Below are 26,513 nucleotides of genomic sequence, written 5' to 3'. Positions count from 1 at the left end.
TCGTTGTGTTCCCTCCACCGTAGGGCCACAACAGCAGTTAAGGGAGGTCCTGGCGGACCTCCCTTTCCTGGCGATACGTGGGAACCTTGGGGTCAGGCGGGCTTGGCGAATTCTGCTGCGCTCATCACTTCATAGCAAACGTAGGTCTCGCTGCCTTCCACCCAGGCGTCGTGGCCTGCCGGAATGGAGTACGCGTCGCCGGCCTGGATGGTCATGCCGGTTCCGTCGGCCATCTGCACGGTCAGGGTCCCGGCGGCGCAGACGCCCAGGTGGTTGACCTGGCAGGTGTCCGTCTGGACCACCGTCTTGACGGTTTCCGACCAGCGCCAGCCGGGCTCGAAGGTGAACCGGCCAAGGGTGGCGCCACCAATGTTTACTACGTCCACCTGAGTCTTGGGAGGGCGGCGCTTTTCATCCGGTTGGTCAAATGATTTGGACTCCAGGTCCTTCACCGTTACTGCGGGCATTGCTGGCTCCTTCGTAAGGAGTGGTTATTGAGTTCGTCCGGGGCTGTGCGCGGCCGGGAATCGGGGCCGGCAGGGCGGGATGTGCCCCGTCCAGAGCCTGCCGGACCCATGGATCAACGCTCTCAATCTGCTCTTGCGGGCACCCGATGTCAATGACGGTTTTCGGCCTGGAACCACTCCCGCCCGGGGTTGGTCACCGAGGGGGCGGAACGGTCAAGGCCCGGCTGCGCCGCCCACTTCGCACCGTTGGCCAGAACGCGCTGGACCTGCGGGTGGTGGTACACCGGGTACTCCTGGTCGCCCGGGCTGAAGTAGAAGATGCGGCCCTTGCCCCGGGTAAAGGTGACGCCGGAGCGGAACACCTCACCGCCCGCGAAGGAACTGATGAAGATCAGGTCGTCCGGGTCCGGAATGTCGAACAGCTCGCCGTACATCTCCTGCTCGGGGATGACGATGGGGCTGTCCACGCCGTCCGCGATGGGATGCGAGGGCTTCACGGTCCACACCAGTTCGCGCTCGCCGTCGTTCCGCCAGGCAAGAGAGCAGCTGGTCCCCAGCAGTTTGGTGAAGATCTTCGAGAAATGCCCCGAGTGGAGCACAATCAGCCCCATCCCGCCCAGCACGTGCCGGTGGACGCGTTCGACGACGGCATCGCTGACCTCGGCATGGGCTATGTGGCCCCACCACAGCAGGACGTCCGTGTCCGCAAGCACCTCCTCCGCAAGCCCATGCTCATCATCTGTGGCGAGTACCGCCGTCGTGACCTCCGCATCCGGAAGATGGAAGCGAAGCCCGGCGGCGATGGCGCCGTGGATGCCTTCCGGGTAGATCTCCCCGATGTGGGACGGCTGGTTGTTGGCCTCATGCACGCCCTCGTTCCACACCAGGATCCGCAGTTTTCCGTTCATTAGAGCCGAACCTCCCTCTGCTCCAGTGCTGACTGGTAGCAGGCATCGATGATCTGTGCCCGGTACAGCGCCAGGGAGCCATCATGCCGGCCCCATACCTGCGCGCCGCCGCGCACCGCGGTGACGAAATCCTCCACCACTGCATCGTGGGCGCGGCCGGGTATGACGGCGGGCATGTAGTCGGCGGATTCGCCGTCCTTGTCAGTGAACACCCGGAGTTCGCCGATGGGTGGAAAAGGAGCCCCATGGGCCTTGAGCTCGGCGCCGCCGTCGGTGCCGTAGACCGTGAACTCCAGCTGGTCGTCCGCTTCCCGGTATGTGGCCCAGCTTGCTTCGACCACAAGCGTTCCGCCGCCTTCAAGCCGCAGGAAGGCCGAGGCAAAGTCCTCCACCTCGAACGCGTGGCTGGAGGCCTGGGCCGTAAACCGGGTTCCGCCGCCCCTGCCCTGCGGCCCGAGCTCCGAGTGGGTGGCGGCGGAGACAGCCACAACTTTCGGTTCGCCCAGGAGGTACAGCGCGTAGTCCAGTGCGTGGACACCGATATCGGCGAGCGGTCCGCCGCCGGACAGCTCAGGGTTGGTGAACCAGCTGCCCAGGGTGGGGATGCCCGAGCGGCGCAGCCAGGATGCCTTGGCGTAGTAGGGGCGGCCCAGGCCGCCGTCGTCAATGACCTGCTTGAGGGCTTGGATGTCCCCACGGCGGCGGTGGTTGAACGCAACGTCCAGCACGCGCCCGGCCCTCCGCGCCGCGTCCACCATGGCCTGGCCTTCCACGGCATTGCGCGCAATCGGCTTCTCGCTCAGCACATGGAGCCCGCGTTCCAGCGCGGCGATCGCGACCGGCGCGTGCAGGAAGGTGGGAAGTGCCACGCTGACGGCGTCCAGGCCGCCGTGGTCCAGCATCTCCTTCCAGTCGGCGAAGCCGTTCGGGATGGAGTATTCGGCCCGCAGTGAGTCCCGGAGCTCATTTTCCATTCCTGCGAGCGAGACGATGCGGACGCCCTCGATGGCGGCGTAGGCCTTCAGGTGCTGCTGGCCGGCCCAGCCGATGCCCACCACGCCCACCCTGAGCTCAGTGGGAGGCATGCGGGAGGGCTGCGTGCTGTTCAAGGGCTGGCTCCTTCGGGGTGGGTTGCTGCCCGGATTTCCCCAGCCTAGCCCCGCAACCGCCTAGTACTGCGCTGCCACGTCGTCCTGCCCCTGAAACATCAGGTGCTCCTGCGCCTTGCGTTACACCTGAAACCCCGGCGCAAATGAAGGAAACCATCATTTAACACCCCTGAAACCCAACCAGAAATGGCCGCCATAGATTGAGACCAGACGGCAAAAGCCGCCCCTCCGCCGCACGTGGTTTCTCCGTCCACGTCCCTCCGGCGAAACGGCTCTGACGGCAACTCACCGCTCTGTTCGCATCTTGAAAGGGGTTTCCCATGGACTCGGGAAATGTCGCTTGGATTTTGGCCAGCTCGGCGCTGGTTTGCATGATGATCCCCGCCCTGGCCCTGTTTTACGGGGGCATGGTGGGGTCGCGCCGCATCCTCAACATGATGATGATGTGCGTCGGCGGCGCCAGCCTGGTGGCCGTCCTGTGGGCCCTGTTCGGGTACTCGATGGCCTTCGGCAACTCCGTCGGCGGCCTGGGCCTGATCGGTGACGTCACCGAATTCCCCGGCATGGGGCAGCTGCTGGCCAAGGATGATTCGGCGTCCATCCCGGTCATCCTGTTTGCCGCATTCCAGCTGTTCTTTGCCTGCGTCACCACGGCCCTGGTTGCCGGAGCCGCCGCAGGCCGGATGAAGTTCGGCGCCTGGATGCTGTTCGCGGGCATCTGGGCCACTATTGTCTACTTCCCGATTGCACACTGGGTCTTTGCGTTCGACTCGGCGGACGGCAGCACCGTGGGCGGTTGGATCGCCAACGGCATCAAGGCCATCGACTTCGCCGGCGGCACCGCGGTGCACATGAACGCCGGCGCCGCCGCCCTGGCACTTGCCCTGGTCCTGGGCAAGAGCTCCGGCTGGCCCAAGGTGGAACACGCCAAGCCGCACAGCCGCCCGCTGGTGCTGCTGGGTGCAGGCCTGCTTTGGGTGGGCTGGTTCGGCTTCAACGCCGGCTCCGCCCTCTCCGCCGGCCAGTCGGCGGCGGTGGTGTTCCTCAACACCGCGGTGGCAGCTTCCACCGGCCTGCTCGCCTGGGCGCTCGTGGAGCGGTTCCGCCACGGCGCGGCCACCAGCATGGGTGCGGCCTCCGGCCTGGTCGCCGCCCTGGTGGCCATCACTCCGGCCTGTGGCGCGGTCAGCCCGCTGGGTGCACTGGCCATCGGTGCGATCGCCGGTGCCGTCTGCTCGCTGGCCATCGAATGGAAGTTCCGCCTGGGCTTCGACGACTCGCTCGACGTCGTAGGCGTCCACTTGGTGGGTGGCATCCTTGGCACCCTGCTGATCGGGCTCTTCGCTACGGACAAGGCTCCAAACGGCGTCAGCGGCCTCTTCTACGGCGGCGGGTTCGAACTGCTGGGCGTGCAGGCCCTGGCCACAGTTACGGTGCTGGCTTACTCCTTCGTCGTCACGTGGGTCCTGGCCAAGATCCTGGACAAGGCCATGGGCGGCCTCCGCATCAAGCCCGAGGACGAACTGCGCGGCATCGACCTTGCAGCGCACTCCGAGCTGGCGTACCTGACGGACGAGGACCCGGTGGAGTTGGGCTCGCCGCAGCGGGTCTGACCCCGCACGTCCAGCGCACCAGTCAGGGCCAAACCTTGGACCGGTGCCGGCAGCCGCCGGCTTATAGTTCCGAGGTTTGGCCCTTCTGCGTGGCCAGGAATTTTGCGCGCAGTGCCTAGTGTTCCGTGCAGATCAGGTTTCCGTCGCGCACTTCCAGCACGGCTGCCCGGACATGGCTGAGATGCGTGCGCGGGTCCGGTGCCATCGTGTCGATGTCCTCGCCGCCCCAGTAGGGATGCGTGAAGTAGACCAGCAGCGCCCGCCGCGTGCCGCCGTCGGACGTTCCACCTTGCATTCCCTCCGGAAGGGGCACCACGTCCGGCAGGGGCACCACATCAGCATGGCGTCCGACGACGGCCCTTCCGTCCACCGATTCCGGCGCCGTGAGGATCAACCCGCCCAGGTGTTCCTGCAGGACCCAGGTGCCCGCCGCAGCATCGGAGCCGTAGACGGCCTGGCCGCGCCATTCGTCCACGATCATCCAGTACTTGCCGCCAAGCTGAAAGACCTTGGGGCCTTCGTGCGGCCGGCCGGGGATGGCGACGCCTTCCAAAACCCACGAGGACGGGTCGTCCGGGGTGTCGCTGACCGCGCTGTACGTGTTGGAGCCCCTGGCCTCGTCCTTGTACCAGAGCCGGTACCGGCCGTCGCCGCAGAGTGCGACGGCGGCGTCGATCACGCGCGGCGAGTCCAGGTCGATGGCCCCCAGGTACTCCCAGTTTTCCAGGTCCCGGCTGGCGAACTGGACAATTTCCGCCTTCCCGGTCCAGTCCGTCCGCCTGCCGCCCAGGATGGTCAGGTACATGATCCACCGGTCGCCGATGCGGACAACGTCGGGCGCCCAGAGGGTTGCCGGCAGTTCCGTTCCGGGTGGGACGAGTCCCTCCACGGTGCCCTGGTAGCGCCAGGTTGTGCCGCCGTCGGACGACCGCGCGACGCCGATGCCGGTGCCGTGCACCCATTCCACTCCGGTCAGTCCCGGGGCGGTGGCGCGGCGCTGGGTATAGAAGAGCACCCACTCGCCCTTGAGGTGGTCCGCCACAAGGATGGGGTCGGTGGGGCCATCCCAGACCGGATCGCGGTAGGGGACGGTGAAGGCGTCCGGGCGCAGGGGCAGCAGCGGCGCTGGTGCGGCGGACTGCACTGCCGTTGATGGGGCTGTCTGCTGGTGGTTCACCGGTTTCTCCAACGTTGTAGTTTTGCGTTGGAACCAGCATATTCGCCCGTTGACGACGCGCAAACGCATCCGCGCTGCGCAGGTTCCCTGGCGCGCCGGATATGTGGGCCGCGAAAAGGAACACGGGCGTCGAATACCAGGAACCGCGTCGAGAACCGCGCCCCGCAGTCCTACTCCTTGAACAACCCCGCCAGGTCCTCGGCCGTGATGGCCCCGCCGGCCAGGGCGTCGCCTTCCATGACGTCCGCGAACAGCTGCGACTTCCGGGTCTTGAGCGCCATGACCTTTTCCTCGATGGTGTCCTTGGCCACGAGCCGGTACACCATGACGTTCCGGTCCTGGCCGATACGGTGCGTCCGGTCCACCGCCTGCGCCTCGGATGCCGGGTTCCACCAGGGATCCAGCAGGAAGACATAGTCGGCCTCGGTGAGGTTCAGGCCGAATCCACCGGCCTTGAGCGAAATCAGGAACACGGGCGCGGTGCCGTTCTTGAACTCGCTGACCACGTCGGCCCGGTTCCGCGTTCCGCCGTCGAGGTAGCAGTACTCGATCTCCTCCTGGTCCAGCCGCTCCCGGACCTTGCCCAGGAATCCGGTGAACTGGCTGAAGATCAGTGCCCGGTGCCCCTCGGCCACCAGGTCCTCGAGCTGTTCGAACAGCACATCCAGCTTCGAGGACCGCACCGCGGACAAGGCAGGATCCACCAGCGAAACGTCCAGGCTGAGCTGCCGCAGCAGGGTCAGCGACTGGAAAATGGTGAACCGGTTCTTGTTGACGTCCTCGATCAGCCCCAGGATCTTCTGCCGCTCGCGTTGCAGGTGCGTCTGGTACACCTTCTGGTGCCGCGGATTCAGCACCACCTCCAGGACCTGCTCCTGCTTGGGCGGCAGGTCCTTGATCACCTGGTCCTTGGTGCGGCGCATCATCAGCGGACGGACCCGGCGCCGGAGCTTCTCCAGCTGCCCTTTGTCGCCGTTCTTCTCCACCGGCTTCTGGTAGTACTCCGCGAAGCGCTTGGGGCTGGAGAAGAGGCCCGGCGCCACGATGGACGTCAGTGACCAGAACTCCATGAGGTTGTTCTCCAGCGGCGTGCCGGTGATGGCCAGCTTGAACGCCGCCGGCAGCTTGCGGGCGCACTGGTAGGCCTTGGACTGGTGGTTCTTCACGAACTGCGCTTCGTCCAGCACCAGCCCGGACCAGGTGCGGGAGGCGTAGGACTCGTAGTCGATGCGGAACAGGGCATAGGACGTGATTACGATGTCTGCGCCGCCCAGGGCTTCCGCCACATCCTGCCCGCTCTTGGCAAAGGTCTCGCCAACAGTCCGGACGGTCAGGCCCGGAGCGAAGCGTGCGGCTTCCGCGGCCCAGTTGCCCACCACGCTGGTGGGCGCCACCACCAGGAAAGGCGCGACGGCGGCAGGCCGGTTTGCGCCGTCCACAACGGAGACAGCGGCAGCACCGCCGTCGGACTCGGCCAGGGCCGACGCAGCTTCAACAGCCAGCTCCTTCGCCGCACACATCAGTGCCAGCGCCTGCACCGTCTTGCCCAGGCCCATGTCATCAGCGAGGATGCCGCCCAGCCCGTGCTTGTACAGGAAGCTGAGCCAGTTGAACCCCTCCAGCTGGTACGGGCGCAGTTCGGCGTTCAAGGTAGCCGGCAGCGGCAGTCCGTCCGTGCCGCCCTCCAGCAGGCCGCCCACCGCGGACCGCCAGGCCGCGGCCTGTTCATCGACGATCCCCAGCTGCGCCAACTCGTCCCACAACCCGGCCTGGAACCGGCTGATCTGCAACGGCGCGTCCTTATTGTCCTGCAGCGACCTGGCTTCCTCGATCAGGGCCCGCAGCTGGTGCAGTTCCGGCAGGTCCAGCGAGAAATAGGCGCCGCTGGGCAGCAGCATCTTGGTCTGGCCAGCGGCGAGGGCTGAAAATACGGCAGCGAAGGAAACGGGCTGGCCCTCCAGGGAAATCTGGATGCCCAGGTCGAACCAGTCGCGCTGTTCCGTAGCCTTGGTGGAGATGGACACCACGGGCGCTTCCTCGGCCTCGCGGTAGTCCGCGATCTCGCCTACGGTCTCCACATCCACGTCCGGCGCCTCCCGCAGCCGCGGCAGCACTTCCTCCGTGAACGCCAGCGTGTCCAGGCCTGTCAGCTCGGCAGAAGCCGCCAGCCGGGGCGTGCCCCAGCCGCCGGTGGCCGATTCGCCCAGGGCGGGCACCACATCCCAAGGCTGGCCGACGCCCTCCAGGATGCGGGACTCGGCGGTGTCGTCACGGTAGCCGGCATCGCCGGGGTGCCGCCATAGGGGTTGGGCGGTGACCAGCTTGCCGGTTTTGTAGTGCCACTCCCAGTGCAGCCGCACGCGGTGGTCGGCACCGTAGTTCGCCAGCAGCGACAGGGTGGGAAGGGCGAGTTCGGGCAGTTCCACGGACTCGTCCCGCGCCGTCACCCGGGCCGTCTGCTTCAGTTTCGGGTAGAAGCCCGTCAGGAACCGCGACTCGTCCTTAGCCGGGATGTGCAGCGTGCTTCCCGCCGTGACGAACGCCAGCAGTTCCTCGCTCAGCCCGTTCTCGAGCGGGGCCAGGGTAATGGTTCCGTTGGGGTCGGGCACGCCCGGCAGGGAGGCCTCCCCGGAGGTAAAGAACAGCCCGTGCGCCGGCCGGCCGATGGTGCCCACCGACGCCGGATCAACCTCTGCGCCCTCAACCGTGATGGTGGGCGAAAGCTCCAGCCCGCCGTCGGACGCGTCTGCCGTGGCGGCGTCCACCCCGGACGGCTCGGCCACCGGAGCCCCGTACCGGCTCAGGGAAAGCCCGACGGCGGCAGGGGCCTCGGCGATACGGACCGGCTCGGTGCCGCGCGAGTGGACCAGGGCGAGCCCGATCTTCCGGGCGTCGGACAGCAGGCCCCAGAGGTTCTTCCCGGCATAGGAGTTCAGCCCCAGCCACAGGCCCGCGGAGTTGTGCATCCGGCTGGCGGAGGAGGAGTGGCCGGCCAGGAACTCCTGCAGCCACTCCACGTGCGCCTGGTTCGACTCCCGCCGGAAGTTCAGGTAGCTCAGGGTGTTCCAGGAAACGTCGCCGCGGATCCACTTGCCCTTGGCGCCCATGATGACGGGCCGGACCTTGAGCTGCCGCACTCCGCGGACCGGATCCCGGCGCCCCGTGTAGGAAAAGTGCGGGGGCGGTTCCTCCACCTCGAACTGCAGCGCCAGGGGAACCCCGCTGGTGGAGGGGGCGGAACCCGGCTGGGAGATCAGCGGGCTGAGGGCCTGCTCCCAGTCGGAAAGGGCGGTGGAGGGTGCGCGGGACACCTGCGTCGCGGTGGACGGCGCCAGCAACTGCATCCGGACCGAGGGGTTGTCCTCCGCAGCGAAGAGCAGGGCCGCCACATGCTTGCAGTCCTTCCGGACGGGGCAACTGCAGACACCCACGGTGCAGCTCCAGCCGCCGGCCCTGCGGACCAGCTTGGCCGTGGTGGAGTAAGGAACCTCCGCGCCGCCACGGACCTTTCCCAGCATGAGGCCCGTACCGCCGTCGAACGATATGCCGGAGACCCTGCTGGCCATGGCATACGCCAGTCCGGCCGCCAGCGAGCGGTCGTTGATGGCAGGTGTCTGTATTGCCAGATCCGCACTTTCGTCCGGTTGGGATGGCATGGTGGCACTACTTTCGGGAGGTCACGGCGGGGCCGGGTCCGGTGGGTGGCTATCTGATCCATCTTAGTTCGCCACAGTGCGGGCCTTTGCCGGGCGCTTTCTCCGCAGGCCCCGAAAACTTCGCTTGGCGTTCATTTCCCGCCGGCTCAGCTGTGGCCCTTCCCCCGTACCGTGAAGGCGTCCGGCGCACCACCACCTCCAGCAAGGATCCCCATGGCCACCCTCACGTACCTGCCCGTCGTCCTCACCAGCAGCAGCATCGACGGCGGCAGGGACGAAGAAGTGGTGGAGGCCAACGCTGCGATCGTCAACGCCATGCATCACGCCCTGCTGTTCAGGGATGAGATGTCTCCGGTTGCCGTGCGGAGCTGCCTGGTGGACTTTTACCTTTCCGAGGTACTGGAGGGCGGCTTTGCGCAGTATGCCGTGATGGTGGGCCGGCGCCTCGGTGCCGCCGACGCATTGGTGCGTGAGGGCATGGCCGCAATGGGTGCCGCCGCGCACCTGGACCTGTTCAACCGCGCCGTGGGAGCCTGCGGCACCGAAGCTGATCACGACGGCGTCTTCCGGCTGGCGGAGCTGGACGGCGAGTTTGAAGAGCTGCTGGAGCGCGAAAACATCACCGCCCTCAACTCCAGGTGGCTGCGTGGTCAGCCGGACCTGCTGGTGCTGGATGACGAGGAGATTGGGCCCTACATTCAGCGCGCGGCGGCCCTGGTTCCTGACTTGGCCGGCAGGAGAGCGGCCTTCGCCGGTGCCCCGGCTTCGCGGATCGCGGGAGCGCTGCGAAGCAGCCGGTGCGGACCGGCGATCCGGAACTTTTCCGGGGATTTGGGCGCAGGAAAAGAAATTTTTGGAGGTCCGTAACCTTTCCGCGAACCCAGGCGATGTAGTCGGTGATGGGCCCGCGCGGCGGGCCCAGTCCGATGTGTTGTCTAGGTTTTGGAGAAGTAAATGTCTGTGTTCACCGTTCTCGCCACCAGCAAAGTCGCCGCCGGAGTCCTGGCCGCCGGAACCCTGGCAGTAGGAGGAACCGGTGCCGCCGCCGTCTCGGGCGTCCTCCCCACCCAGGCCCAGCAGACCGCCCACGATGTCTTCGGTGCTCCCGCCCCCAAGCTGGCAGCGGAAACAGCTGCTGACGCGAAGGCAACCCCCGCTCCCACCGCAACCGCCGCTGTGTCCGATGCCGTGAAGACCGCAGAAGCCACCGGGGACGCCACCGCCAAGGCTTCCGCCACCGCCGAGGCTTCGGACGAAAACGTCAGCGCCGACGCAACGGAGACGGCAAAGGCCAACACGGCCGTTGACGCTGCCGGCCCCGCCGCCCTGGGCCTCTGCACCGCCTTCACCCACGGTGGCCTGGACGCTTCCTCCAAGGCGTTCTCCTCGCTGTCCATCGCAGCCCAGGGTGATGCGAACATCAAGAGCTACTGCGCTGACGTCGTTACCAAGGCTGACGCCGCCGCGAAGGCCGGCGCCGAAACCAAGGGTTCCGTGTCCGTCCAGGCTGAAAAGCCCGAGGTTCCGGCTGTTCCGTCGGTTCCCGCAGTTCCCGCCGTTCCGGCAGTTCCGGGTGTCGACGGCAAGACCACCGTCCCCGCGGTTCCTGCTGTCCCCGCTGTTCCGGCCACGGGCAACACGGTCCACGCGCCGTCGGTTTCGGCCCGCTAAGGCTCATTGGCTAGTCTGGACTGCGGCTTACCGGCCGCAGTCCGGTCAGCCGGGCGGGGCGCGCATGGTTGGCAGGGCGCCCCTGAAAGACCCGCAAAGAAGCAGCCGGATGACCAGGGGGACTGGCAGTCCGTACCGGAAACCGGGACACGGCGTGAGCCAGGTTCCGGGATGGAGGAGCCGCTGGTGCTAGACACTTTGGCCCAAGAAGAAATCGATATATTCGACAACGCAGCCGGAACCGATCCGGCCGCGTTGTTCGCTGCTGCCTATCGAACCTTCGCGGGCCCGGTGCAGGGGTACCTCAAAGCGCGCGGAGTGGATGACCCCGAGGCCGTCACCCAGGACGTCTTCCTGGCCTTCTATCCCCGGATCAGCAGCCTTACCGGCGGCATGCAGGGGGCCAAGTCCCTGATCTTCTCCATTGCCCACGCCCGCATGGTGGACCACTACCGCCGGCTGGAGCGCAGGCCGCAGCTCACACCCTACGACCCCCAGCACGACGGCCGGACCACGCCGTCAGCCGAAGACCACGCCGTGGAACTGACCGGCGGAGCCGCGGCCATGCTGGCGGGGCTCAGCGAGGAACACCAGGAGGTCCTGGCCCTTCGCGTCGTGGCCGATCTGTCCATCGACCAGGTGGCCGCCATCATGGGCAAGAGCGCCGGAGCCATCAAGCAGCTCCAGCGCCGGGCCCTGCAGAACCTCAAGGCACAAACGCTCAAGAGAAACCAGGCACATCATGAGTGACACCGCAGGATCCCGCAATGGCGGGGCCATTGACCAGCTCCTGCTGGAGGCAGGCATGGGCGACGACGGCCAGCTCCGCGACGCCCTGGCCGACCTGCGATCCCTCGCAGCAGAGGCACCGGCGCCCTCCGCCGAAATCGCGGCGTTGATGGCAGGCTCATCGCGAGCAGCCACGCTGGCCGAAACCTCTGTGCTTCCCACCGCCGGACCCACAGCAGGGGCCACCGTTGAAGACTGCGCCGCCCAAGCCGGCGCAGGGCAGCACTGGGCCGCATCGAAAACCGCGGACCAGCCTGCTGACGAACTCGCCGCCCGCCGCAAGGCCAAGCGCCGCATCACGCTCACCACACTGTCCGTAGCGGCATCGCTGGCGGCCGGCGGTGCGGTTGCCGCCGCCTCGGACCAGGGCTTCCGCGACTCCTTCACCCAGCTGAACCATGCCGTCACCACTTTCGTGACAGGCTCCGGCGTGACGCCCGCAGGGAACACCGGCGGCCAGGCACCCGCACCCATGCCCGTGGCATCCCGGCCGTCGGCAACCAGCAGCCCGGACTCCGTTCCGGCGGCACCGGCGCCTGCGTCGGCACCTGCCGTGGTGGCGCCGTCGAGCGTTCCTGCCCGGCCCGGGAACGCCCCCACCCACGGAGTACCCGCGGAAAAGCCGGCGGAGACCCCGGCGCGGCCTTCACTTCCCACGGATGTTCCGGGGGAAGTCAAGAAGGGCCTGGAACAGGGCAGCCCCAAACTGCCTGTTCCGGTGCCCACGGAAATCCCGCTTCCGGGCAAGGTCCCCGACGTTCCGCTGAAGTAGGCCGAACGCAGCCCTAGTAACCCTGGCCGGCGGCCTTGATCATCGCACCGGACGGATCCGACAGGTACCAGACGCCGCCAACGCCCTGGCCAAGGGTGTCGCCCGGCTTGGTGTCCTTCGCGAAGTAGTACAGCGGCATGCCGTTCAGGGTCACCTGTTTCTTCCCGTCCGGAGTGCTGATGGTGCCCAGTTTCCCGGTCACTCCCTCGGCCGATGGTGTGCCCGAGGTGGTGGTCAGCGGCGGCCACGAGACCAGGCAGGAACCGGTGCATGCGCTGTTGCCGGAGTCCTTGGTGTCCTTGGTGAAGAAGTAGAGGCTCATCCCTTTCGCGTCCACCACGACGCTGCCTGCCGTCGAGGAAGCCGTCTTAAGGTCGACAGCGGCCCCCGCCTGCGACGATGATGCGGGCGGTGACGAAGAAGTTGGGGACGGGCTGGCAGACGACGCCCCGGACGAGCCGGTGCCGGCGGTGCTGCCGGTTGTGCTGCCCGCAGCCGGGCTGCTGCCTGCCGGCGCTGTACTGCTGCTGCCGCAGCCGCTCAGGGTTGCCGCCAGGGCCAGGATGGCAAGGCCTGCCCCGAGATGTTGTTTCATGGTGTGCTCCTTGGCTGTGATGTTCCCTGCCGGGATCTTCGTGGCTGATGCCGTCATGGCCGGCGCCCGGACTCCTGCCACTGGGCGCCTACCCCTACGACGCCGCCGGGTAAAGAATGGTTCACATCACCGTCGAGCGGGGCTACGGAGCGGGCCGTTGAACCGTTGGGAGGCTTGATACGTGGTAACAGCCAGGAGCGCCGGTTGCTGCGGCGTTCCCGCGCAGCCGGCCGCGTGAGGGGACATGGGCGGTGCAGCGCCGGGGCAACGATGGGAGGGCCGGGATGCCGCTCGACGACAGCGTGGTGGAGTCCATCTACCGTGAACACGGCAGCGCCCTGCGCCGGTTCGTGCTCAGCGCCACCCATGACCCCCAGATCGCGGAGGACGTGGTGCAGGAAACCGTGCTCCGCGTCTGGCAGCACGCCCCGGACGTCAACGGCAGCTTCCGCAGTTACTTGTACCGCACAGCCAGGAACATCATGATCGATAACTACCGCCGGAGCCGGCGCCGCCCGCCGGAGGCGCTGGAGGGCAGCCCCACCGACCCGGTCGAGGTGATGGGACGCGTTGATGAGCTGCTCAACCGGGTGCTGATGGAGGAGGCATTGCTCCGGCTGAGCAAGGAACACCGGGACGTCCTGGTGGCCCTGCATTACCGCCGCTTCACGGTCAACGAGGCAGCGGTCCAGCTCAACATCCCCAGTGGCACGGTCAAGTCCCGCGCGTACTATGCACTCCGGGCCCTGCGCACCATCCTGGACGAAATGGGGGTGGAACGGTGAGCACCAATCCGCACACTTTGCTGGGCGTCTATGTGCTGGGCGGCCTCGAGCCCGCCGACCTTGCCCTCTTCGAGGCACATCTGCAGGGCTGCACCGGCTGCCGCAAGGAACTTGCAGTGCTGGAGAAGGTGCCCGCGCTGCTGGACGCGCTTCCCGTCCCCGACGCCGTGGCGCTTACCGACGCTCCCGGCAGCGAGACGGCTGACCCGGGCGTCCCCGTCCGCCTGTTCGACGAACTGGCGCGCCGGCGTCGGACATCACGACGGCGTTGGGCAGCGCTGGCGGGCGCGGTCGCCGCTGCCTGCCTGGCGGTGGGCCTGGCGGTGGGGCCTTTGCTGGCCCGGCCGCCGCAGCCGGACGCAACCTATTCCGTGGTGTCCGGGGGAGGGCTGCAGGTGAACATCGACATGGCCCGGAAGACGTGGGGGACCGAGCTTGCGGTGAGCGGCAGCAGCCTGCCGGCGGATGGGACGCTCTCGCTGTGGGTGCGAGACCGCGCCGGCGGGGAGGACCGGGCCTGTGCCTGGACGGCCACGCCCAGCGGAAAGGTCAAGGTCACGGGTGCAACGCCCATCCAGCTGGGCAGCATCTCCAGCGTGGAGCTGAGGGACGGTGCGCAGCACGCGGTGGCGGTGATTACGGTTCCCTAGGTCCTTGGCCAGTGGTCCCGGTTCCCCAGTGCTTTGAACTCCGCCACCAGGGCCTCGTCCTCGCAGGCACGGGCGAAGGCATCAATCCGCCGTTCGATCTCGTAGCGCAACAGCCAGCCACCGATCCGTTCCATGATGGGCCGGAGCAGGGCCGGGCGGCACGAAAAGGTGTACTTCCAGACGGCCCGGGTGCCGCCGTCGTCAGCCGTGAAACGCCAGCCGCCACCAAAGTTCGTGAAGAACCAGGGCCCTGAAACCATGGTCATGCCCACGTTCCGGGGAGGGGCGTACGAGACGTACTGGCTTACCATCTTCAGGCCCAGGCGGGACCTGGTGCGGGTGCGGACGCCCTTGCCCGCTGCCTGCGCTCCGTCAAGGAAAGCTTGGGCGGAGATGAAGGGGTCCCATTTGAGGCGGAACTCCCCGGTGGTCTGGGAGAAGGCAAACGCAGTCTCCGGGTCGATGCGGATTAGGCGTTCGGCACGTACCTGGGGCATTCCCCCACCTCATCACACTTCGGCCGGCTACTTGGTCATTTTGGCCAGCCGGGCGCGCATGATCATGTACGCGCCGTAGCAGACCAGCCCGGCTCCCACTGCGGCGAGGAGATAGGGGCCCATGGGCTGGTCCCGGAGGGCACGCAGACCGCCGTCCAGGCCGGTGGAGTCCTCCGGGTGTTCCTTGATGGTGGCAATCACGATGAGCAGGCCGGTCAGCAGCAGCACCGCGCCCTTGGCCAGGTAACCCGCAACGCCCAGGGTAACCACCGCCGTCCGCGTCGTCCCGGAGGCCGGCATCCTCAGGTGCTTCTCGAAGGACTTTTTAGGGCCGCGCATGCCGTAGGCCACGCCCGCCACCGCCACGGCCAAGCCAATCAGCACGAGCAAGGCCACCCCGCCCGGGGCCTGCACCATGGCGATGGTGAAATCGCTGGTGGCCTTGCGGTTGTCCCCGCCTGTCCCGGTGCCAGTGACAAAATGCCAAAGAGTCACGGCCAGGACGGCGTATACAACCGCCTGCAGGGCGGCCTTGGCCTTGTTCTTGACCTTTGTCTTGGTGGCCTGGTGGTTGAAGTCGAAAATCGCATCGCCCGTCTGCCAGAGCGACAACGCGGCGCAGGCCGCGAAGCTGCCCCACAGCAGGAACGGACCCACAGGCATGGTTGCCAACTCGGCCACCGCGCCGCTGAAATCCGCGCTGCCCGTTCCGCCCACGGCGAGCCGGACCGCAATGGCACCCACCAGCAGGTGCAGGATGCCGCTGACCGCAAACCCGGCCCGGGCCAGGAGCTCGAGGATGCGCGAATTCGTGACGTCCTCGGCCTTGTCGACCACCTGTTTCAGTTCTTCTTTTATCGTCTTTCCTTTGAGCAGGCGCGGTAGTGCGCTGGTGTGCGTGCCCTTCGTACAAGGGCAATCGTGCCACGTGTGCCGGGATGGTGGACAGTCGGCTCCTCACATCGTCGCCTCCCGGAATACCGCGGCATGGGGAGGCTGGGGCGATGGGGAGGGATCCCCATCGCCCGGTCCCGGTACCTGTGCAACCATAAGGACCATCGATTGACAGGTACCGCACTCTTTTCCCGGGGGAAACCATGACTTTTTACGGCGCAGACATAAGCCAGCTGCGGGCGCTGGCCAAAGCGGCGGACCAGGCAGCGTCCCTGCTGAGCAGCCGTGCCGGCTCGCTGCACAGCCAGATCCAGTCCGCGCCCTGGAAGGGCAGGGACGGTGAACGCTTCCGCCAGGAGTGGAGCGCCAGCCACCGGCCCAGCCTCGACAAAGTCGTCGCCAGCCTTCGGGAAAACTCCAAAATCCTGATGAAGCACGCCGACGAGCAGGAGAAAGCTTCCGCCCAGGGAAGCGGCGGCTCCGGCGGCGGCACCTGGGACCGGATCACCTCTTTGGCGACGCAGGCCAAGGAATGGTTCCAGGAAAAGGCCGAAGCCGCCAGGGCGCTCGCGGAACACCACCGGGAACTGGAGTCTGGGCTTGACCGGATGCTCAACGCCAGCCCCGAAGAGCAGGCGAAGTGGTGGGCCGGGCTGTCCGACGCCGACCGCAGATACCTGATCGAGGGCGAGGGCAGCGATGGCCCCTTCGCCGAAGACCTCATGCGCATGGACGGCGGAATCCCCGCGGCCGCGCAGCAGCTGGCCAAGCAGCACCTCCAGGAGCTGGCCAAGGCGGACATCCCGGTCTATTCGGAGACGGGCAAGGCCTCCATCGAAGCCAGGGTCGCCTGGGTCCACGGGGGTGCCGAAGTGGGGACCGAGGTGGTGGAGAACGCCGACGGGTCCGCCACCATGAAGGTGTACGGAAACCTGGGCCTCGGCGTGAATGACACCACCGGCACGGCGGGGGCCACCCTGACCGGCGAGGTATCGCGCGAGTACACCTTCGGGAGCGTGGAGGAAGCCATGGCTGCCCGCGAACAGATGTACCGGGACTTGCCGCCGGACAGCATCGGCGAGATCAAGGATGTGGCGGGCAATCCTCCCGGCTACGTCCTGGACACCATCAATGACGCTGCCAAGGACAACGGTTCCATGGGACAGACGGACAAGGCCAAGGGCACGTTCTCGCTCGATGCAAAGGGTGAGGCCGGCACGGCCTCGGGCGGGGCGAAGCTGGACCTGGCCTATGAGCGGAACCTGACGGACGGAACTTCCACAGCCAGCGGTGAGATCTCCGCGCAGGGCCAGCTTAAGCTTGACGGCCGGGTCTTCGAGGCGTCGGGCAAGGGCGGGCTGCAGGTCAACATGGACAAGAGCAACAACATTGACTCCGTCTCGGTGTCGATGGACGGCACCGTGGCGCAGGGCGTCACCTCCGGTGTGAAGACAGAGGCCGCAAAATTCGATTCCACCGTCACGGCAGGAACCCAGGGCACCGTCAAGATCGACGTGGACTACTCCCCGGAGAACCGCCCCATCATCGACAGCTACCTGCGCAACGTCGCCCTGGGGAATGACACGGGCGCCGCCCGCGACGCAGCCCGGCTTTACGAGGCCGGTTCCGCCACTGTCCAGGTGAACTCGGTGGTTACTGCCAAGAATGAGGCAGGCTTCGACGTGAAGCTGGGCGAGGTGGAGGTCAAGACCGAGAACCAGGCCACCACCAACGTTTCCACGTACTATAAGGTCCCCAACGACACCAAGCTCGAGAGGCTCTGAAACCCATGTCAGTGCACATCGAATCCCCGCTGGGCTTCACCGCAGACTTCCCCGAGCACACCCAGGTCCTGGACGACTCCACGGCCGGGCCCAACAGCGAACAGTACGGCCTGCTGAACGGTGTCCTGGTCACCGTGATCAAGGACGACACCTCCGTGCAGGACGCCCCCCAGGCCAACGGCTGGGCGCACCTGATGTCGGACTTCTACCTTGAGGAACGGGGCGGGACCCTCCTGGCGGAGGGGGAATTGAACCTGCCCGGCAAGGCTGCCTACGCCGTGGTGGTGGGATATGACGACGACGGCGGGCCGGCCAAGGTGGCTGCCACGGTCGGCGTGTGGGAGAGCGGGCGCTTCATTGGCGTCGTGGTCATCTGGCCCTACCTGAACCCGGAGGCGGAGCCCCGGCTGGACATGCTCAAGGAGATCGTGGGCTCCATCAGCGTGGGCTGAAGTCCTGACCTGGACGTCGCCGTTCAGCGCCGCCGGTAGCAGAGGTCGAAAATCAACCTGCCGGCCTCGTGGGCCTTTGCCTCGAAGCTGGTCCTGATCCGGCCCTCGAAGCGCGGTGCCCAGCCGCCCGTTTCGTCCACGCCTTCGTTGGGGCCGGTGTGTTCCGTACTGACGGGAGCGCGTCCCTCGCGGACGGGTGCGCCGCCCACCACGGATTCAACGCCAGACTGCCACACCTGGGTCAGGGGGCTTTCAGGGCCGCGGCGCTCGCCGGTGTGCAGGTTCTCGAAGTCGGTGGACGCTGCCATCACGTCCCGGACGTGGACGGCGTAGTTGGACCAGTCAGTGGCGATCCGGAACAGGCCGCCGGGCTTAAGGGCCCGTGCCGCCAGGCTGGCGAACTCCGGCTGGATGAGCCGGCGCTTGTGGTGCCGCGACTTGTGCCAGGGGTCAGGGAAGAAGACCCACAGTTCGCTGACCGAGCCCTCGGGCAGCATGGTGGCCAGTACCTCCGGGGCGTTTGCCTCCACCACCCGGACATTGTTCAGGCGGCGGCTGTTGATCTTGATGATGGTGTTGGCCAGCCCTGGGGTGTAGACCTCCACGGCCAGGAAGTTCGTGTCCGGGTTCTGTTCCGCCGCGTGGCAGATGGCATCGCCAAGGCCCGAACCAATCTCGACAATGAGCGGGGCATCGCGGCCGAACTCAGCCGCCGCGTCGAAGGTGTAGTCGGGGTGGACCGAGGTGTTCGCTACGTGCCGCGGTACGTCGACGGCCCACCGCTCGGCGTGTTCAGCCCAGGCGGCCTGCCGCCGCCCCTGCAGGCGGGTGCCGCGGCGCACGAAGCTGACCGGGCGGCCGCCGTAAGTGCCAAAGGAGGCCTGGGTTCCGGGCGTCACGGGCCTTGGGACATGCGGCTGCTGGGGGTTTTCAGGGGATTCGCTCATCCATTCCAGAATAGCGCCGCGGGAACTGGCGGTGCGTGCTGGTGCCCGGAACATGCTTGTGGTCAGAACACGCCTATGAGGTCGAGCACCGGACCGAGGGCAAGGGCGAACACCAGGCCGCAGATACAAAGGGCAACAGCCGCCGCGGACCAACTTCCGGATCCGCGTGGCAACTGTTTCAGGGCTGGGAGGGCCTGGCGGAGACCGAGCGAGGCGAAAAGGACCGGCAGGCTGAACAGCACGAAGGGCGTCACCCACGGCCTGTCCGAATGGCCGTTGTCCGAGTAGGTCATCAACATGGCGAACATGGAAGCAGGGGCGGTGAGGAGCATGCTTGCAGGGGCAAGGATCGCCAGGACCAGGCTGTTGGTGGCCTTGCTGTTGGCTCCCGCATTGCCTGGTCCTTCGTTTCCAGGGCCGTTGTTGCCCAGCCCATTGATGCCGGCCCCGGTGCCCGTAGTTTCTACGCGTGCCGGACCGGGTTCCGGTTGTGGCGTGTTTTCCATGGTGCTCCCGTCGGTTGATGCAGCCATGCGCGGCCGCGGCTGCTTTCAACCTACGAAGCTGCGGGAAAGGCTGGAAGCTGCCCCTTCCCCTATGTGGAAAACCCACCTCTGCGGTCTCCTGCAAGAATGGGCCCATGAAGGACGCAATGAATGCCGAGGCAAGGAAGCAGCGGCGAAGGACAGACTCCGGGGACTCCCAGGGCGGGACCCGTGCCGGCAGCAGCCTGGTGGACCTCAGCACCCTGGTGGATGCGGAAATCGATGAACTCCCGGCGGCCGCACCCACCCGGGTGGGCAGCCGCCGGGCCCTGGCCTACCTGGGGGTGTGCCTGGTCCTGATCGGCCTGAACCTGCGCAGCGTCTTTTCCAGCCTCTCCGCAGTCCTTCCGGAAGTGACGTCCCAGGCGGCGCTGCCGGGCTGGTCCGTGGTGGTGCTGACCACGGTCCCCGTGACACTGCTCGGCGTATTCGCACCGCTCGCCCCTGTCCTGGCCCGTCGGTTCGGGGCTGAACGGGTGCTGCTGGGGGCCATGGCATTGCTGACCGCGGGGCTGCTGCTGCGGCCCGTGGACACCGGGGCAGGCACGGGCGGCGCAGGCCACCTGCCGGCCCTCCTGGTTGGCACGGCTGCCTGCGGCGCGGCCATCGCTCTCTGCAATGTGCTGCTTCCCGGCTTGGTGAAGCGCGACTTTCCCCACCGGCTGGGCCTCATGGGCGGCCTCTACACAACGGCCATCTGTGCGTCCGCCGCGCTGGGAGCCGGATTCACCTACCCGGTCTACACGGCGACGGGGGAGTGGACCAAGGCGCTGTGGGTCTGGGCGCTGCCCGCCGCCGTCGTGCTTCTCCTGTTCCTTCCCGTAGCCGTCCGGCAGGGGGCCGTCCGGCACCAGGCGGTACGGGACGGCGTGAACGTGTGGCGCTCCCCGGTCGCCTGGCAGGTAACCATCTTCATGGTGCTGCAGGCCATGATGTCCTTCAGCGGTTTCGCCTGGCTGGCGCCCATCCTCCGGGAGAGGGGCGTGGACGGTGCCACCGCAGGGCTCATTGTCGCCGTCTGCATCGTGCTGCAGATGCTGGGCTCGCTGTTCGCCCCTGCCCTGGCCGCGAGGTTCCGGGATCAGCGCGCCATCAATACCGTGGTGGCGTTGATGACCGGCGGCGGATTCGTGCTGAGCATCCTGGGTCCGCTCAACCTCATCTGGGTGTGGGCCGGACTGCTGGGGCTGGGGCAGGGAAGCCTCACCGCAGCGGCTCTGACCCTGATCATGCTCCGCACCCGCGACGGGCACACCGCCGCCCACCTCTCCGGCATGATGCAGGGCGTGGGCTACGGGGTGGGCTCCACCGGGACGCTCATGGTGGGCCAGCTGCACCAGGCCACCGGCTCCTTCGTGCCTGCCGGCATCCTTTTCATGGTGGTGGGCATGCTCGCGGCGGTCTTCGGCTACCGCTCGGGCCGGAACCGGTTCGTGGGGTAGGAACTGCCGTGCGGGACTCCACCCTTCCGGCCGCCCATCCCGCCACCGGGATCTTCCGGCCCCCGTACCTCTGGGTGACCATCGGTACGTGCGCCCTGGTGTTCCTCGCCGCGTTCGAGTCCCTGGCCGTCACTACCATCATGCCGCTGGTCAGCCGGGAGCTGGACGGCGGCAGCCTCTACGCCCTGGCCTTCGCCGGGCCGCTGGCAACCGGCGTGATCGGCATGGTGGGAGCCGGCAACTGGTCCGACCGGCGCGGGCCTGCCATGCCGTTGTACGCCTCTGTGTCGCTGTTCGTGCTGGGGCTCCTGATTGCGGGCAGTTCGGTGTCGATGCCGATGCTCGTAGCGGGGCGCCTGGTCCAGGGGCTCGGCGGCGGAGCCCTGACTGTTTCGCTCTACGTGCTGGTGGCGAGGTTCTTTCCCGGCCCGCTGCATCCCCGGATCTTCGCCGCGTTCTCAGCCGCGTGGGTGGTCCCCTCATTGGTGGGACCCTTCGCCGCCGGCGTGGTGGCCCAGGTCTTCAGCTGGCACTGGGTGTTCCTGGGCGTGGTGGGCCTGGTGATTCCCGCGCTGGCGATGATCGTGCCGGTACTCCGCAGCCTGGACGAGCCCCGGGAGTCCGTTCAGCCGCAAGGAACCAGCCAACCGGACGCGGCAGGACCATCAAGCCAAGCCGTTCCGCCGTGGGCTCTGGGGCGGCTGGGGTGGGCGGCGCTGGCAGCGCTCGCGGTGCTGGGCCTCAACCTCTCGGCCGACGCCAGCGTCCCCTCGTTCCCCGCCGCCACGGCACTCCTGGCAGCGGCCGCCGTCGTCCTTGCCCTGGTGGCCGTCCGGCCCTTGGTGCCCCGCGGTACCCTGGCCGCCCGGCGCGGACTGCCAAGCGTGATCCTGGCACGGGGGCTGGCGTCGGCGTCGTTTTTTGGTGCGGAGGTCTACCTTCCCTACCTGCTGATCGACCAGTACGCGTTCCCGCCCACCCTGGCCGGCCTGACGCTGACCGGGGGAGCGCTGGCCTGGGCCGGTGCTGCGGCGGTCCAGGGAAGGCTGGGGTCCCGGCTGCCGCACCAAAGCGCGGTGCAGACCGGCTCGCTGATGGTCCTGGCCGCGGTGCTCCTGGCCCTCGCCACCACGGCACTGCACTGGCCGCCCGCCATCGCCATTGCGGGCTGGGTCCTGGCCGGCGGTGGCATGGGCCTGCTCTACCCGCGCCTCAGCGTGATGACCCTGGCGCTCTCCACCAAGGAAAATGAGGGCTTCAACAGCTCCGCCATGTCCATTTCCGACTCCCTGGGCGGTGCGCTGTCGCTGGCCACCACGGGGATAGTCTTTGCGGCATCTACGACGGCGGTCCAGTCCTTCGCGGGCGTCTTCGCCTTCACCGCGGCCATTGCAGTCGGCGCCGCGCTGGTAGCGCCCCGGGTTACCGGCCGTACACGCTGAACCACCAGTACGGCCGAACGAGACGGTCAGGCGAGCCGGGTTGCCCGGAGCACTACGTCGGCGATGGTCGCTTCCTGCCCTTCCGGCCCGGTCACCGGCCGTTCCCGTGCAGTGAGGACCTCCAGCTGCCACTCCGGGCGGCCGTTGGCATCATGCCGGTCCAGCCCGAGCTCCTGCACCAGCTGGTCGCCCGTGTAGAACATGCCGGCGTGGTGGTGCGCCGGGCCCCAGGGCGGCAGCCGGTCCGGGTGGTGGCCCACCACCAGCAGGGTCCCGCCCGGCTTCACCGCGGAGGCCGCTGTGCGCAGGGGAATCCGCCAGTCGAGTTCCTGCGAATGCAGGAACTGTGACGTCACCAGGTCGTAGGAAGCTTCCGGCTGCCACTGCGTCAGGTCCGCAAGCTGCCACATGATCCGGCTGTCGATCCCACCGTTGGACGCTTGCACGCTTTCCCGCGCCAGTTCGGCCAGCTCGTGTGAGTGCGCCCGCTCAAGGGCGACGGCGGAAACATCGACGGCGGTCACGGACCAGCCCTGCTGGGCAAGCCAGATGGCGTCGGCACCTTCGCCGCAGCCCAGTTCCAGCGCCTTTCCAGGACGCAGGCCGCCGGCTTCACGGACCAGCTGCGGGTTGGGCTTCCCGCTCCAGAGCCGCGCCTTGGTGCGGTACCGCTCGTCCCATACGGACGCGGCATCAATGCTGCCGCCGGCCGCCTCCGGTGCGCCGCCGCCGTCGTGCGCTTGATTCCCGTGCGCTTCCTGCTGGTGCCTGTCCTGGTGCTGCTCAGGGTGTTCGTTCATGCGTCAACACTGCCCCGCCGGGCCGTCCAAGGCAACGCCGCGGAAGGGTGCCGGGCGTCGGGATGCTAGACTGGGGGAACTTGATGTGCAGTGATGCCCGCCTGCTCCGCGTCTGGAGATACTTTCCAGGGAGTGGGCTTTCTTCATGTGAGAGGCACATCCTGCGTCGATGAACGCGTTCCATTTGGTCCCGGCCGGCTGTCCTTATTTACAGCGCCCGGTTGATCACCTGACTTTTCTTCGGCGAAACCCCTGGTCCAACCGGCATCGGGGGCCGATATCCGCCCGGATACCGCCAGAAAGACCGTAAAAACTACATGACTACTTTTGCTGCCCTCGGTACTCCCAAGGCCCTTGCAGACACCCTTTCCGCGCAGGGAATCGTTGAACCGTTTCCCATCCAGGTCAAGACCCTTCCGGACACGCTGTCCGGTCGAGATGTCCTGGGCCGTGGCCGGACCGGATCCGGTAAAACCATCGCTTTCGCCATCCCGCTTGTAGCAAGACTCGCTGAGCGGGAAGCCAAGCACTTCCGCAAGCCCGGCCGCCCCATGGGCCTGGTCCTGGCACCCACCCGTGAACTGGCCACCCAGATCAACGCCACCATCGAGCCGCTGGCCAAGGCCGCCGGGCTGAACACCACCGTGATCTACGGCGGTATTTCCCAGGCGCGCCAGGAAAAGGCCTTGCGCGCCGGCGTCGACATCGTCATCGCCTGCCCCGGCCGCCTGGAGGACCTGATCCGCCAGCGCATCCTCACCCTCGAGGCCGTGGAAATCACCGTCCTGGACGAGGCCGACCACATGGCCGACCTCGGCTTCCTGCCCGTGGTCAAGAAGCTCATGGACATGACCCCCAGCCAGGGCCAGCGGCTGCTCTTCTCCGCCACCCTGGACAATGGCGTGGACAAGATCGTCCAGCGCTACCTGTCCAACCCGCTCACGCACTCGGTGGATGATCCGCAGGCAGCTGTGACCACCATGGAGCACCACGTGCTGGTGGTCAACGACCAGACCGTCAAGAAGCAGCTGATCGTGGAGTTGGCCTCCGGTGCCGGCCGCCGCGTCCTCTTCATGCGGACCAAGCACCACGCCCGCAAGCTGGCCAAGACCCTGACCGACGCCGGCATCCCCGCCGTCGACCTGCACGGCAACCTCTCGCAGAACGCCCGTGACCGCAACCTGGCCGAGTTCTCCAACGGTGACGTCCGCGTCCTGGTCGCCACCGACGTCGCAGCCCGCGGCGTGCACGTTGACGACGTCGAACTGGTCATCCACGTGGATCCGCCCACCGAGCACAAGGCATACCTGCACCGCTCCGGCCGCACCGCCCGTGCCGGCTCCGACGGCACCGTGGTCACCCTGACCCTGCCCGAGCAGCAGACGGACGTGAAGAAGCTCATGAAGGCCGCAGGCGTGGACGTCAGCTTCGAACGCGTCACCGCCAACTCGCCCATCGTGGCCGAACTCGTCGGTGACATCGCCGAAAAGGTGGACCCGCGTACCCGCGCGGCACTGCTGGCCGCCAAAGCCCCCAAGCAGGGCGGCGGCACCTCCACCGGCGCCAACGCCGAGCGCAAGCGCGCACGCCGCCAGGCTGCCCCCACCGCCGGCGGCCGTGGTGGCCGTGGCGGACGCGGCAAGGTTGCAGCCGAGGCAGTACGCACCGACGTACCCCGCGCCGAGCGCCGCGCAGTTGCATTCGAAGGCCGCACCGAGGCCCGCGCAGCATTCGACCGCAACGCCGAGCAGAACGAGGACCGCGCAGTAGCCGCAGCGGCTGCCCGCCGCAACGCCCGCGGCCGCGGCACGGCTTCCACGCACCGCAACGACGTTCCCGCAGCAGGTGGCCGCTCATCGGCTGGCCGCGGATCGAACGGACGTGCAGCCGAGGGCCGCAGCGATTCCCGGATCACCCGCAGCGAGGCTCCCCGCGGCGGCACGGGCCGTCCCGCATCCGGTGGACGCGCCGCTTCCGGCGGGCGTCCGGCAGCTGGCGGCGGCCAGCGCAGTGGACGCCCCGCGGCCGGACAGCGCGCAGCGGCAACCGGTGGCAGCAAGGCCGTCTGGTCTTCCAACACCGGCGGCACCTCCGGCGGTTCGTTCGGCTCAGGCAACGGCGGCTCGGGCAACGGCGGTTCAGGCCGTCCGGCCCGCAGCGGCCCCCGCCGCGCATCGGCCCCGGCCTCCAACGAGCGCCGCGGACGGTAGTCCCCGCCGGCTCCCTCGTCTCGCAAGCTCGGCCAGGGAACCCCTGCCGGCGTGGGCCGAGCCCAGCCAAGCATCGAGTGCTCCGATAACGTCGTTTAGGAGGTTCTAAACGACAGTTACGGAGCACTCGATGCGTTAAACGGTGTTTAGCAGCCAAGGCCGAGGCTGCCCGCCGCGGTCCTGCTCAGGTCAGGGCGGCCATCGCGGCGGCACCCACCAGGCCCAGTCCCATCACGGCAGCCCCCGTGGCTGCAATTACCCGGCCCGGGAAGGCCCCGCGGACCATCAGCATCGACGGCAGGCTCAGGGCGGGCAGGGTCAGCACCAGGGCGCCCAGGGGAACCAGTCCAACTCCAGCGGCCATCAGCGCGCCGATGATGGGGATCTCCGCGGCCGTCGGGATCACGAACAGGGTTCCGACGACGGCGAGCAGGACGGCTGCGAGCACGCCCCACGACGCGAGCATGCCGGCCTCCGGAAACAGCCAGCCACGGAAGGCACCCAGGAGCATCACAACCACCGCATACTCCGGCAGGAGGCGCACCGACAACCGGGCCAGGGCCTTGGCGAACCGGCGGACAGCGCCAACGGCAGTCACGGTTTCGGCGGACTGCTCCACCGGTTCCGCGACGCTGGTCCCTTTTGCCAGGCGGCTCACGAGCAGCGTGACACCAAAGACAAGGAGAACGCCGGTGCCCACGCGGACGGCGACGAACTGCCATGGGAGCACAAAGGCCATGAATGCCAGGGCTGCCGGATTGAGCACGGGGTTGCCCAACCAGTAAGCGAGGGCGGAGCTCACCGGAACCCCTCTGCGGCGGACGTTCAACGCAACGGGGGCGGCGCAGCACGTGCACATCATTGACGACATCGACAGAAGCCCGCCGCAGACCGTGCTCGCCGCCGGGCCACGCCTGGCCTGGAACAGCGCGAGCAGCCGGCGGGCCGGAAGAAACGCCTCCACCGCCGCTGCAACGAGCAGGCCGGCCACCAGCGCCTGCCAGATCGACCCGACGTAGCCCAGGCTGTACTCAAAAGCCGCGTTCCACGAGGGGGCGGGCGGCGCACTTGCCTTGCCGGACAAGACGGAGTTTCCCAACGAGTGGCTGTCCGCCACCGCCGGGATCTTGAGGGCATAGGGGTACCACTTGGCCCACAGGAGGACCGCGATGGCTATCCCGGCCGTGGCCAGCGTTCCCACAAGCACCATTCGCCGGTGACGCGCGGCGGAGTTCGGCGTCAGCTCCTGGTCCAGCCGCCCGTTGTCTTGGGCGTCGATGCCCACGGCAATGTCCTTCATGCGTTCCC

The 26,513-nt window shown here is 67.6% G+C and carries 24 protein-coding genes; 12 read left to right on the top strand and 12 right to left on the bottom strand.

Annotation, left to right across the window (positions count from 1 at the left end; all coding sequences use genetic code 11):
• Window positions 1-92 precede the first annotated feature (92 nt).
• The 3 genes from JCQ34_RS17535 to JCQ34_RS17525 form a co-directional block, all read right to left on the bottom strand.
• Window positions 93-467 carry a cupin domain-containing protein gene (locus tag JCQ34_RS17535; RefSeq protein ID WP_286399808.1) on the bottom strand — a complete coding sequence of 125 codons (375 nt, stop codon included), beginning with the start codon at window positions 465-467 and terminating at the stop codon, window positions 93-95.
• Between the two features lie 149 nt (window positions 468-616).
• Window positions 617-1,375, bottom strand: coding sequence for a ThuA domain-containing protein (locus JCQ34_RS17530; protein ID WP_286399805.1), 759 nt, complete (start codon window positions 1,373-1,375; stop codon window positions 617-619).
• Window positions 1,375-2,460: a Gfo/Idh/MocA family protein gene (locus JCQ34_RS17525; protein WP_286404634.1), complete on the bottom strand. Its 1,086-nt coding sequence runs from the start codon at window positions 2,458-2,460 to the stop codon at window positions 1,375-1,377. Before JCQ34_RS17525 ends, JCQ34_RS17530 begins: the two co-directional genes overlap by 1 nt.
• Before the next feature lie 344 nt (window positions 2,461-2,804).
• Here JCQ34_RS17525 and JCQ34_RS17520 point away from each other — a divergent pair, with 344 nt between their 5' ends.
• Complete coding sequence (locus tag JCQ34_RS17520) at window positions 2,805-4,097, top strand: ammonium transporter (protein WP_286399802.1); 1,293 nt, start codon at window positions 2,805-2,807, stop codon at window positions 4,095-4,097.
• A 115-nt stretch (window positions 4,098-4,212) separates the two neighbouring features.
• Here the strand turns inward: JCQ34_RS17520 and JCQ34_RS17515 are convergent, their stop codons facing one another.
• Both JCQ34_RS17515 and JCQ34_RS17510 read right to left on the bottom strand, forming a co-directional pair.
• Window positions 4,213-5,274 carry a glycoside hydrolase gene (locus tag JCQ34_RS17515; RefSeq protein ID WP_286399799.1) on the bottom strand — a complete coding sequence of 354 codons (1,062 nt, stop codon included), beginning with the start codon at window positions 5,272-5,274 and terminating at the stop codon, window positions 4,213-4,215.
• 170 nt (window positions 5,275-5,444) lie between these two features.
• Complete coding sequence (locus JCQ34_RS17510; RefSeq protein ID WP_286399796.1) at window positions 5,445-8,930, bottom strand: DEAD/DEAH box helicase; 3,486 nt, start codon at window positions 8,928-8,930, stop codon at window positions 5,445-5,447.
• 213 nt (window positions 8,931-9,143) lie between these two features.
• Between JCQ34_RS17510 and JCQ34_RS17505 the strand changes: the two genes are divergently transcribed.
• The 4 genes from JCQ34_RS17505 (at window position 9,144) to JCQ34_RS17490 (ending at window position 12,162) form a co-directional block, all read left to right on the top strand.
• On the top strand, window positions 9,144-9,797 hold the full coding sequence (locus tag JCQ34_RS17505; RefSeq protein WP_286399793.1) for a DMP19 family protein: 654 nt from the start codon (window positions 9,144-9,146) through the stop codon (window positions 9,795-9,797).
• Window positions 9,798-9,884: 87 nt separating this feature from the next.
• Window positions 9,885-10,601, top strand: a complete 717-nt coding sequence (locus JCQ34_RS17500) for a protein tyrosine phosphatase (protein ID WP_286399790.1) — start codon at window positions 9,885-9,887, stop codon at window positions 10,599-10,601.
• Window positions 10,602-10,772: 171 nt separating this feature from the next.
• Window positions 10,773-11,351, top strand: coding sequence for an RNA polymerase sigma factor (locus JCQ34_RS17495; protein ID WP_286399787.1), 579 nt, complete (start codon window positions 10,773-10,775; stop codon window positions 11,349-11,351).
• Window positions 11,344-12,162 (top strand): hypothetical protein, encoded by an 819-nt coding sequence (locus JCQ34_RS17490; protein ID WP_286399784.1) that lies wholly within the window; start codon window positions 11,344-11,346, stop codon window positions 12,160-12,162. The genes JCQ34_RS17495 and JCQ34_RS17490 overlap by 8 nt, the downstream gene beginning before the upstream one ends.
• Window positions 12,163-12,175: 13 nt before the next feature.
• On the opposite strand, the gene JCQ34_RS17485 is transcribed toward JCQ34_RS17490, so the two are convergent.
• A complete protein-coding gene (locus tag JCQ34_RS17485; RefSeq protein ID WP_286399782.1) occupies window positions 12,176-12,757 on the bottom strand; it encodes a COG4315 family predicted lipoprotein in 582 nt (193 codons plus the stop codon).
• Between the two features lie 284 nt (window positions 12,758-13,041).
• On the opposite strand from JCQ34_RS17485, the gene JCQ34_RS17480 reads away from it, so the two are divergent.
• Window positions 13,042-13,542: a sigma-70 family RNA polymerase sigma factor gene (locus tag JCQ34_RS17480; RefSeq protein WP_286399779.1), complete on the top strand. Its 501-nt coding sequence runs from the start codon at window positions 13,042-13,044 to the stop codon at window positions 13,540-13,542.
• Window positions 13,539-14,192: an anti-sigma factor family protein gene (locus JCQ34_RS17475; protein ID WP_286399776.1), complete on the top strand. Its 654-nt coding sequence runs from the start codon at window positions 13,539-13,541 to the stop codon at window positions 14,190-14,192. The genes JCQ34_RS17480 and JCQ34_RS17475 overlap by 4 nt, the downstream gene beginning before the upstream one ends.
• Here JCQ34_RS17475 and JCQ34_RS17470 read toward each other — a convergent pair.
• Both JCQ34_RS17470 and JCQ34_RS17465 read right to left on the bottom strand, forming a co-directional pair.
• Window positions 14,189-14,689: an SRPBCC family protein gene (locus JCQ34_RS17470; protein ID WP_286399774.1), complete on the bottom strand. Its 501-nt coding sequence runs from the start codon at window positions 14,687-14,689 to the stop codon at window positions 14,189-14,191. The genes JCQ34_RS17475 and JCQ34_RS17470 overlap by 4 nt on opposite strands.
• 27 nt (window positions 14,690-14,716) lie before the next feature.
• Window positions 14,717-15,535: a DUF1206 domain-containing protein gene (locus JCQ34_RS17465; protein ID WP_286404631.1), complete on the bottom strand. Its 819-nt coding sequence runs from the start codon at window positions 15,533-15,535 to the stop codon at window positions 14,717-14,719.
• Between the two features lie 251 nt (window positions 15,536-15,786).
• On the opposite strand from JCQ34_RS17465, the gene JCQ34_RS17460 reads away from it, so the two are divergent.
• A complete protein-coding gene (locus JCQ34_RS17460) occupies window positions 15,787-17,367 on the top strand; it encodes a hypothetical protein (protein WP_286399771.1) in 1,581 nt (526 codons plus the stop codon).
• A gap of 5 nt (window positions 17,368-17,372) precedes the next feature.
• Entirely contained in the window at window positions 17,373-17,819 is a 447-nt protein-coding gene (locus JCQ34_RS17455; protein WP_286399768.1) for a hypothetical protein, read from the top strand.
• A 23-nt stretch (window positions 17,820-17,842) separates the two neighbouring features.
• On the opposite strand, the gene trmB is transcribed toward JCQ34_RS17455, so the two are convergent.
• Both trmB and JCQ34_RS17445 read right to left on the bottom strand, forming a co-directional pair.
• A complete protein-coding gene (gene trmB / locus JCQ34_RS17450) occupies window positions 17,843-18,766 on the bottom strand; it encodes a tRNA (guanosine(46)-N7)-methyltransferase TrmB (protein WP_286399766.1) in 924 nt (307 codons plus the stop codon).
• A gap of 62 nt (window positions 18,767-18,828) precedes the next feature.
• Complete coding sequence (locus JCQ34_RS17445; protein ID WP_286399763.1) at window positions 18,829-19,299, bottom strand: hypothetical protein; 471 nt, start codon at window positions 19,297-19,299, stop codon at window positions 18,829-18,831.
• A 107-nt stretch (window positions 19,300-19,406) separates the two neighbouring features.
• Here JCQ34_RS17445 and JCQ34_RS17440 point away from each other — a divergent pair, with 107 nt between their 5' ends.
• Both JCQ34_RS17440 and JCQ34_RS17435 read left to right on the top strand, forming a co-directional pair.
• Entirely contained in the window at window positions 19,407-20,753 is a 1,347-nt protein-coding gene (locus JCQ34_RS17440; RefSeq protein ID WP_286399760.1) for an MFS transporter, read from the top strand.
• 8 nt (window positions 20,754-20,761) lie between these two features.
• Entirely contained in the window at window positions 20,762-22,195 is a 1,434-nt protein-coding gene (locus JCQ34_RS17435) for an MFS transporter (protein WP_286399757.1), read from the top strand.
• Window positions 22,196-22,221: 26 nt separating this feature from the next.
• Here JCQ34_RS17435 and JCQ34_RS17430 read toward each other — a convergent pair whose 3' ends face one another.
• The gene (locus JCQ34_RS17430; RefSeq protein ID WP_286399754.1) at window positions 22,222-22,995 is read right to left on the bottom strand and encodes an SAM-dependent methyltransferase; all 774 of its coding nucleotides are present in this window, start codon (window positions 22,993-22,995) and stop codon (window positions 22,222-22,224) included.
• Window positions 22,996-23,312: 317 nt separating this feature from the next.
• On the opposite strand from JCQ34_RS17430, the gene JCQ34_RS17425 reads away from it, so the two are divergent.
• A complete protein-coding gene (locus JCQ34_RS17425; protein ID WP_286399751.1) occupies window positions 23,313-25,205 on the top strand; it encodes a DEAD/DEAH box helicase in 1,893 nt (630 codons plus the stop codon).
• 184 nt (window positions 25,206-25,389) lie between these two features.
• On the opposite strand, the gene JCQ34_RS17420 is transcribed toward JCQ34_RS17425, so the two are convergent.
• Entirely contained in the window at window positions 25,390-26,505 is a 1,116-nt protein-coding gene (locus tag JCQ34_RS17420; RefSeq protein WP_286399748.1) for a permease, read from the bottom strand.
• Window positions 26,506-26,513 lie beyond the last annotated feature (8 nt).

It is taken from the genome of Pseudarthrobacter defluvii, from assembly GCF_030323865.1.
In the GTDB taxonomy this organism is placed as follows: domain Bacteria; phylum Actinomycetota; class Actinomycetes; order Actinomycetales; family Micrococcaceae; genus Arthrobacter; species Arthrobacter sedimenti.
The sequence above is the reverse complement of the archived record's forward strand: the minus strand, read 5'-3'. Positions and strand labels throughout refer to the sequence as shown.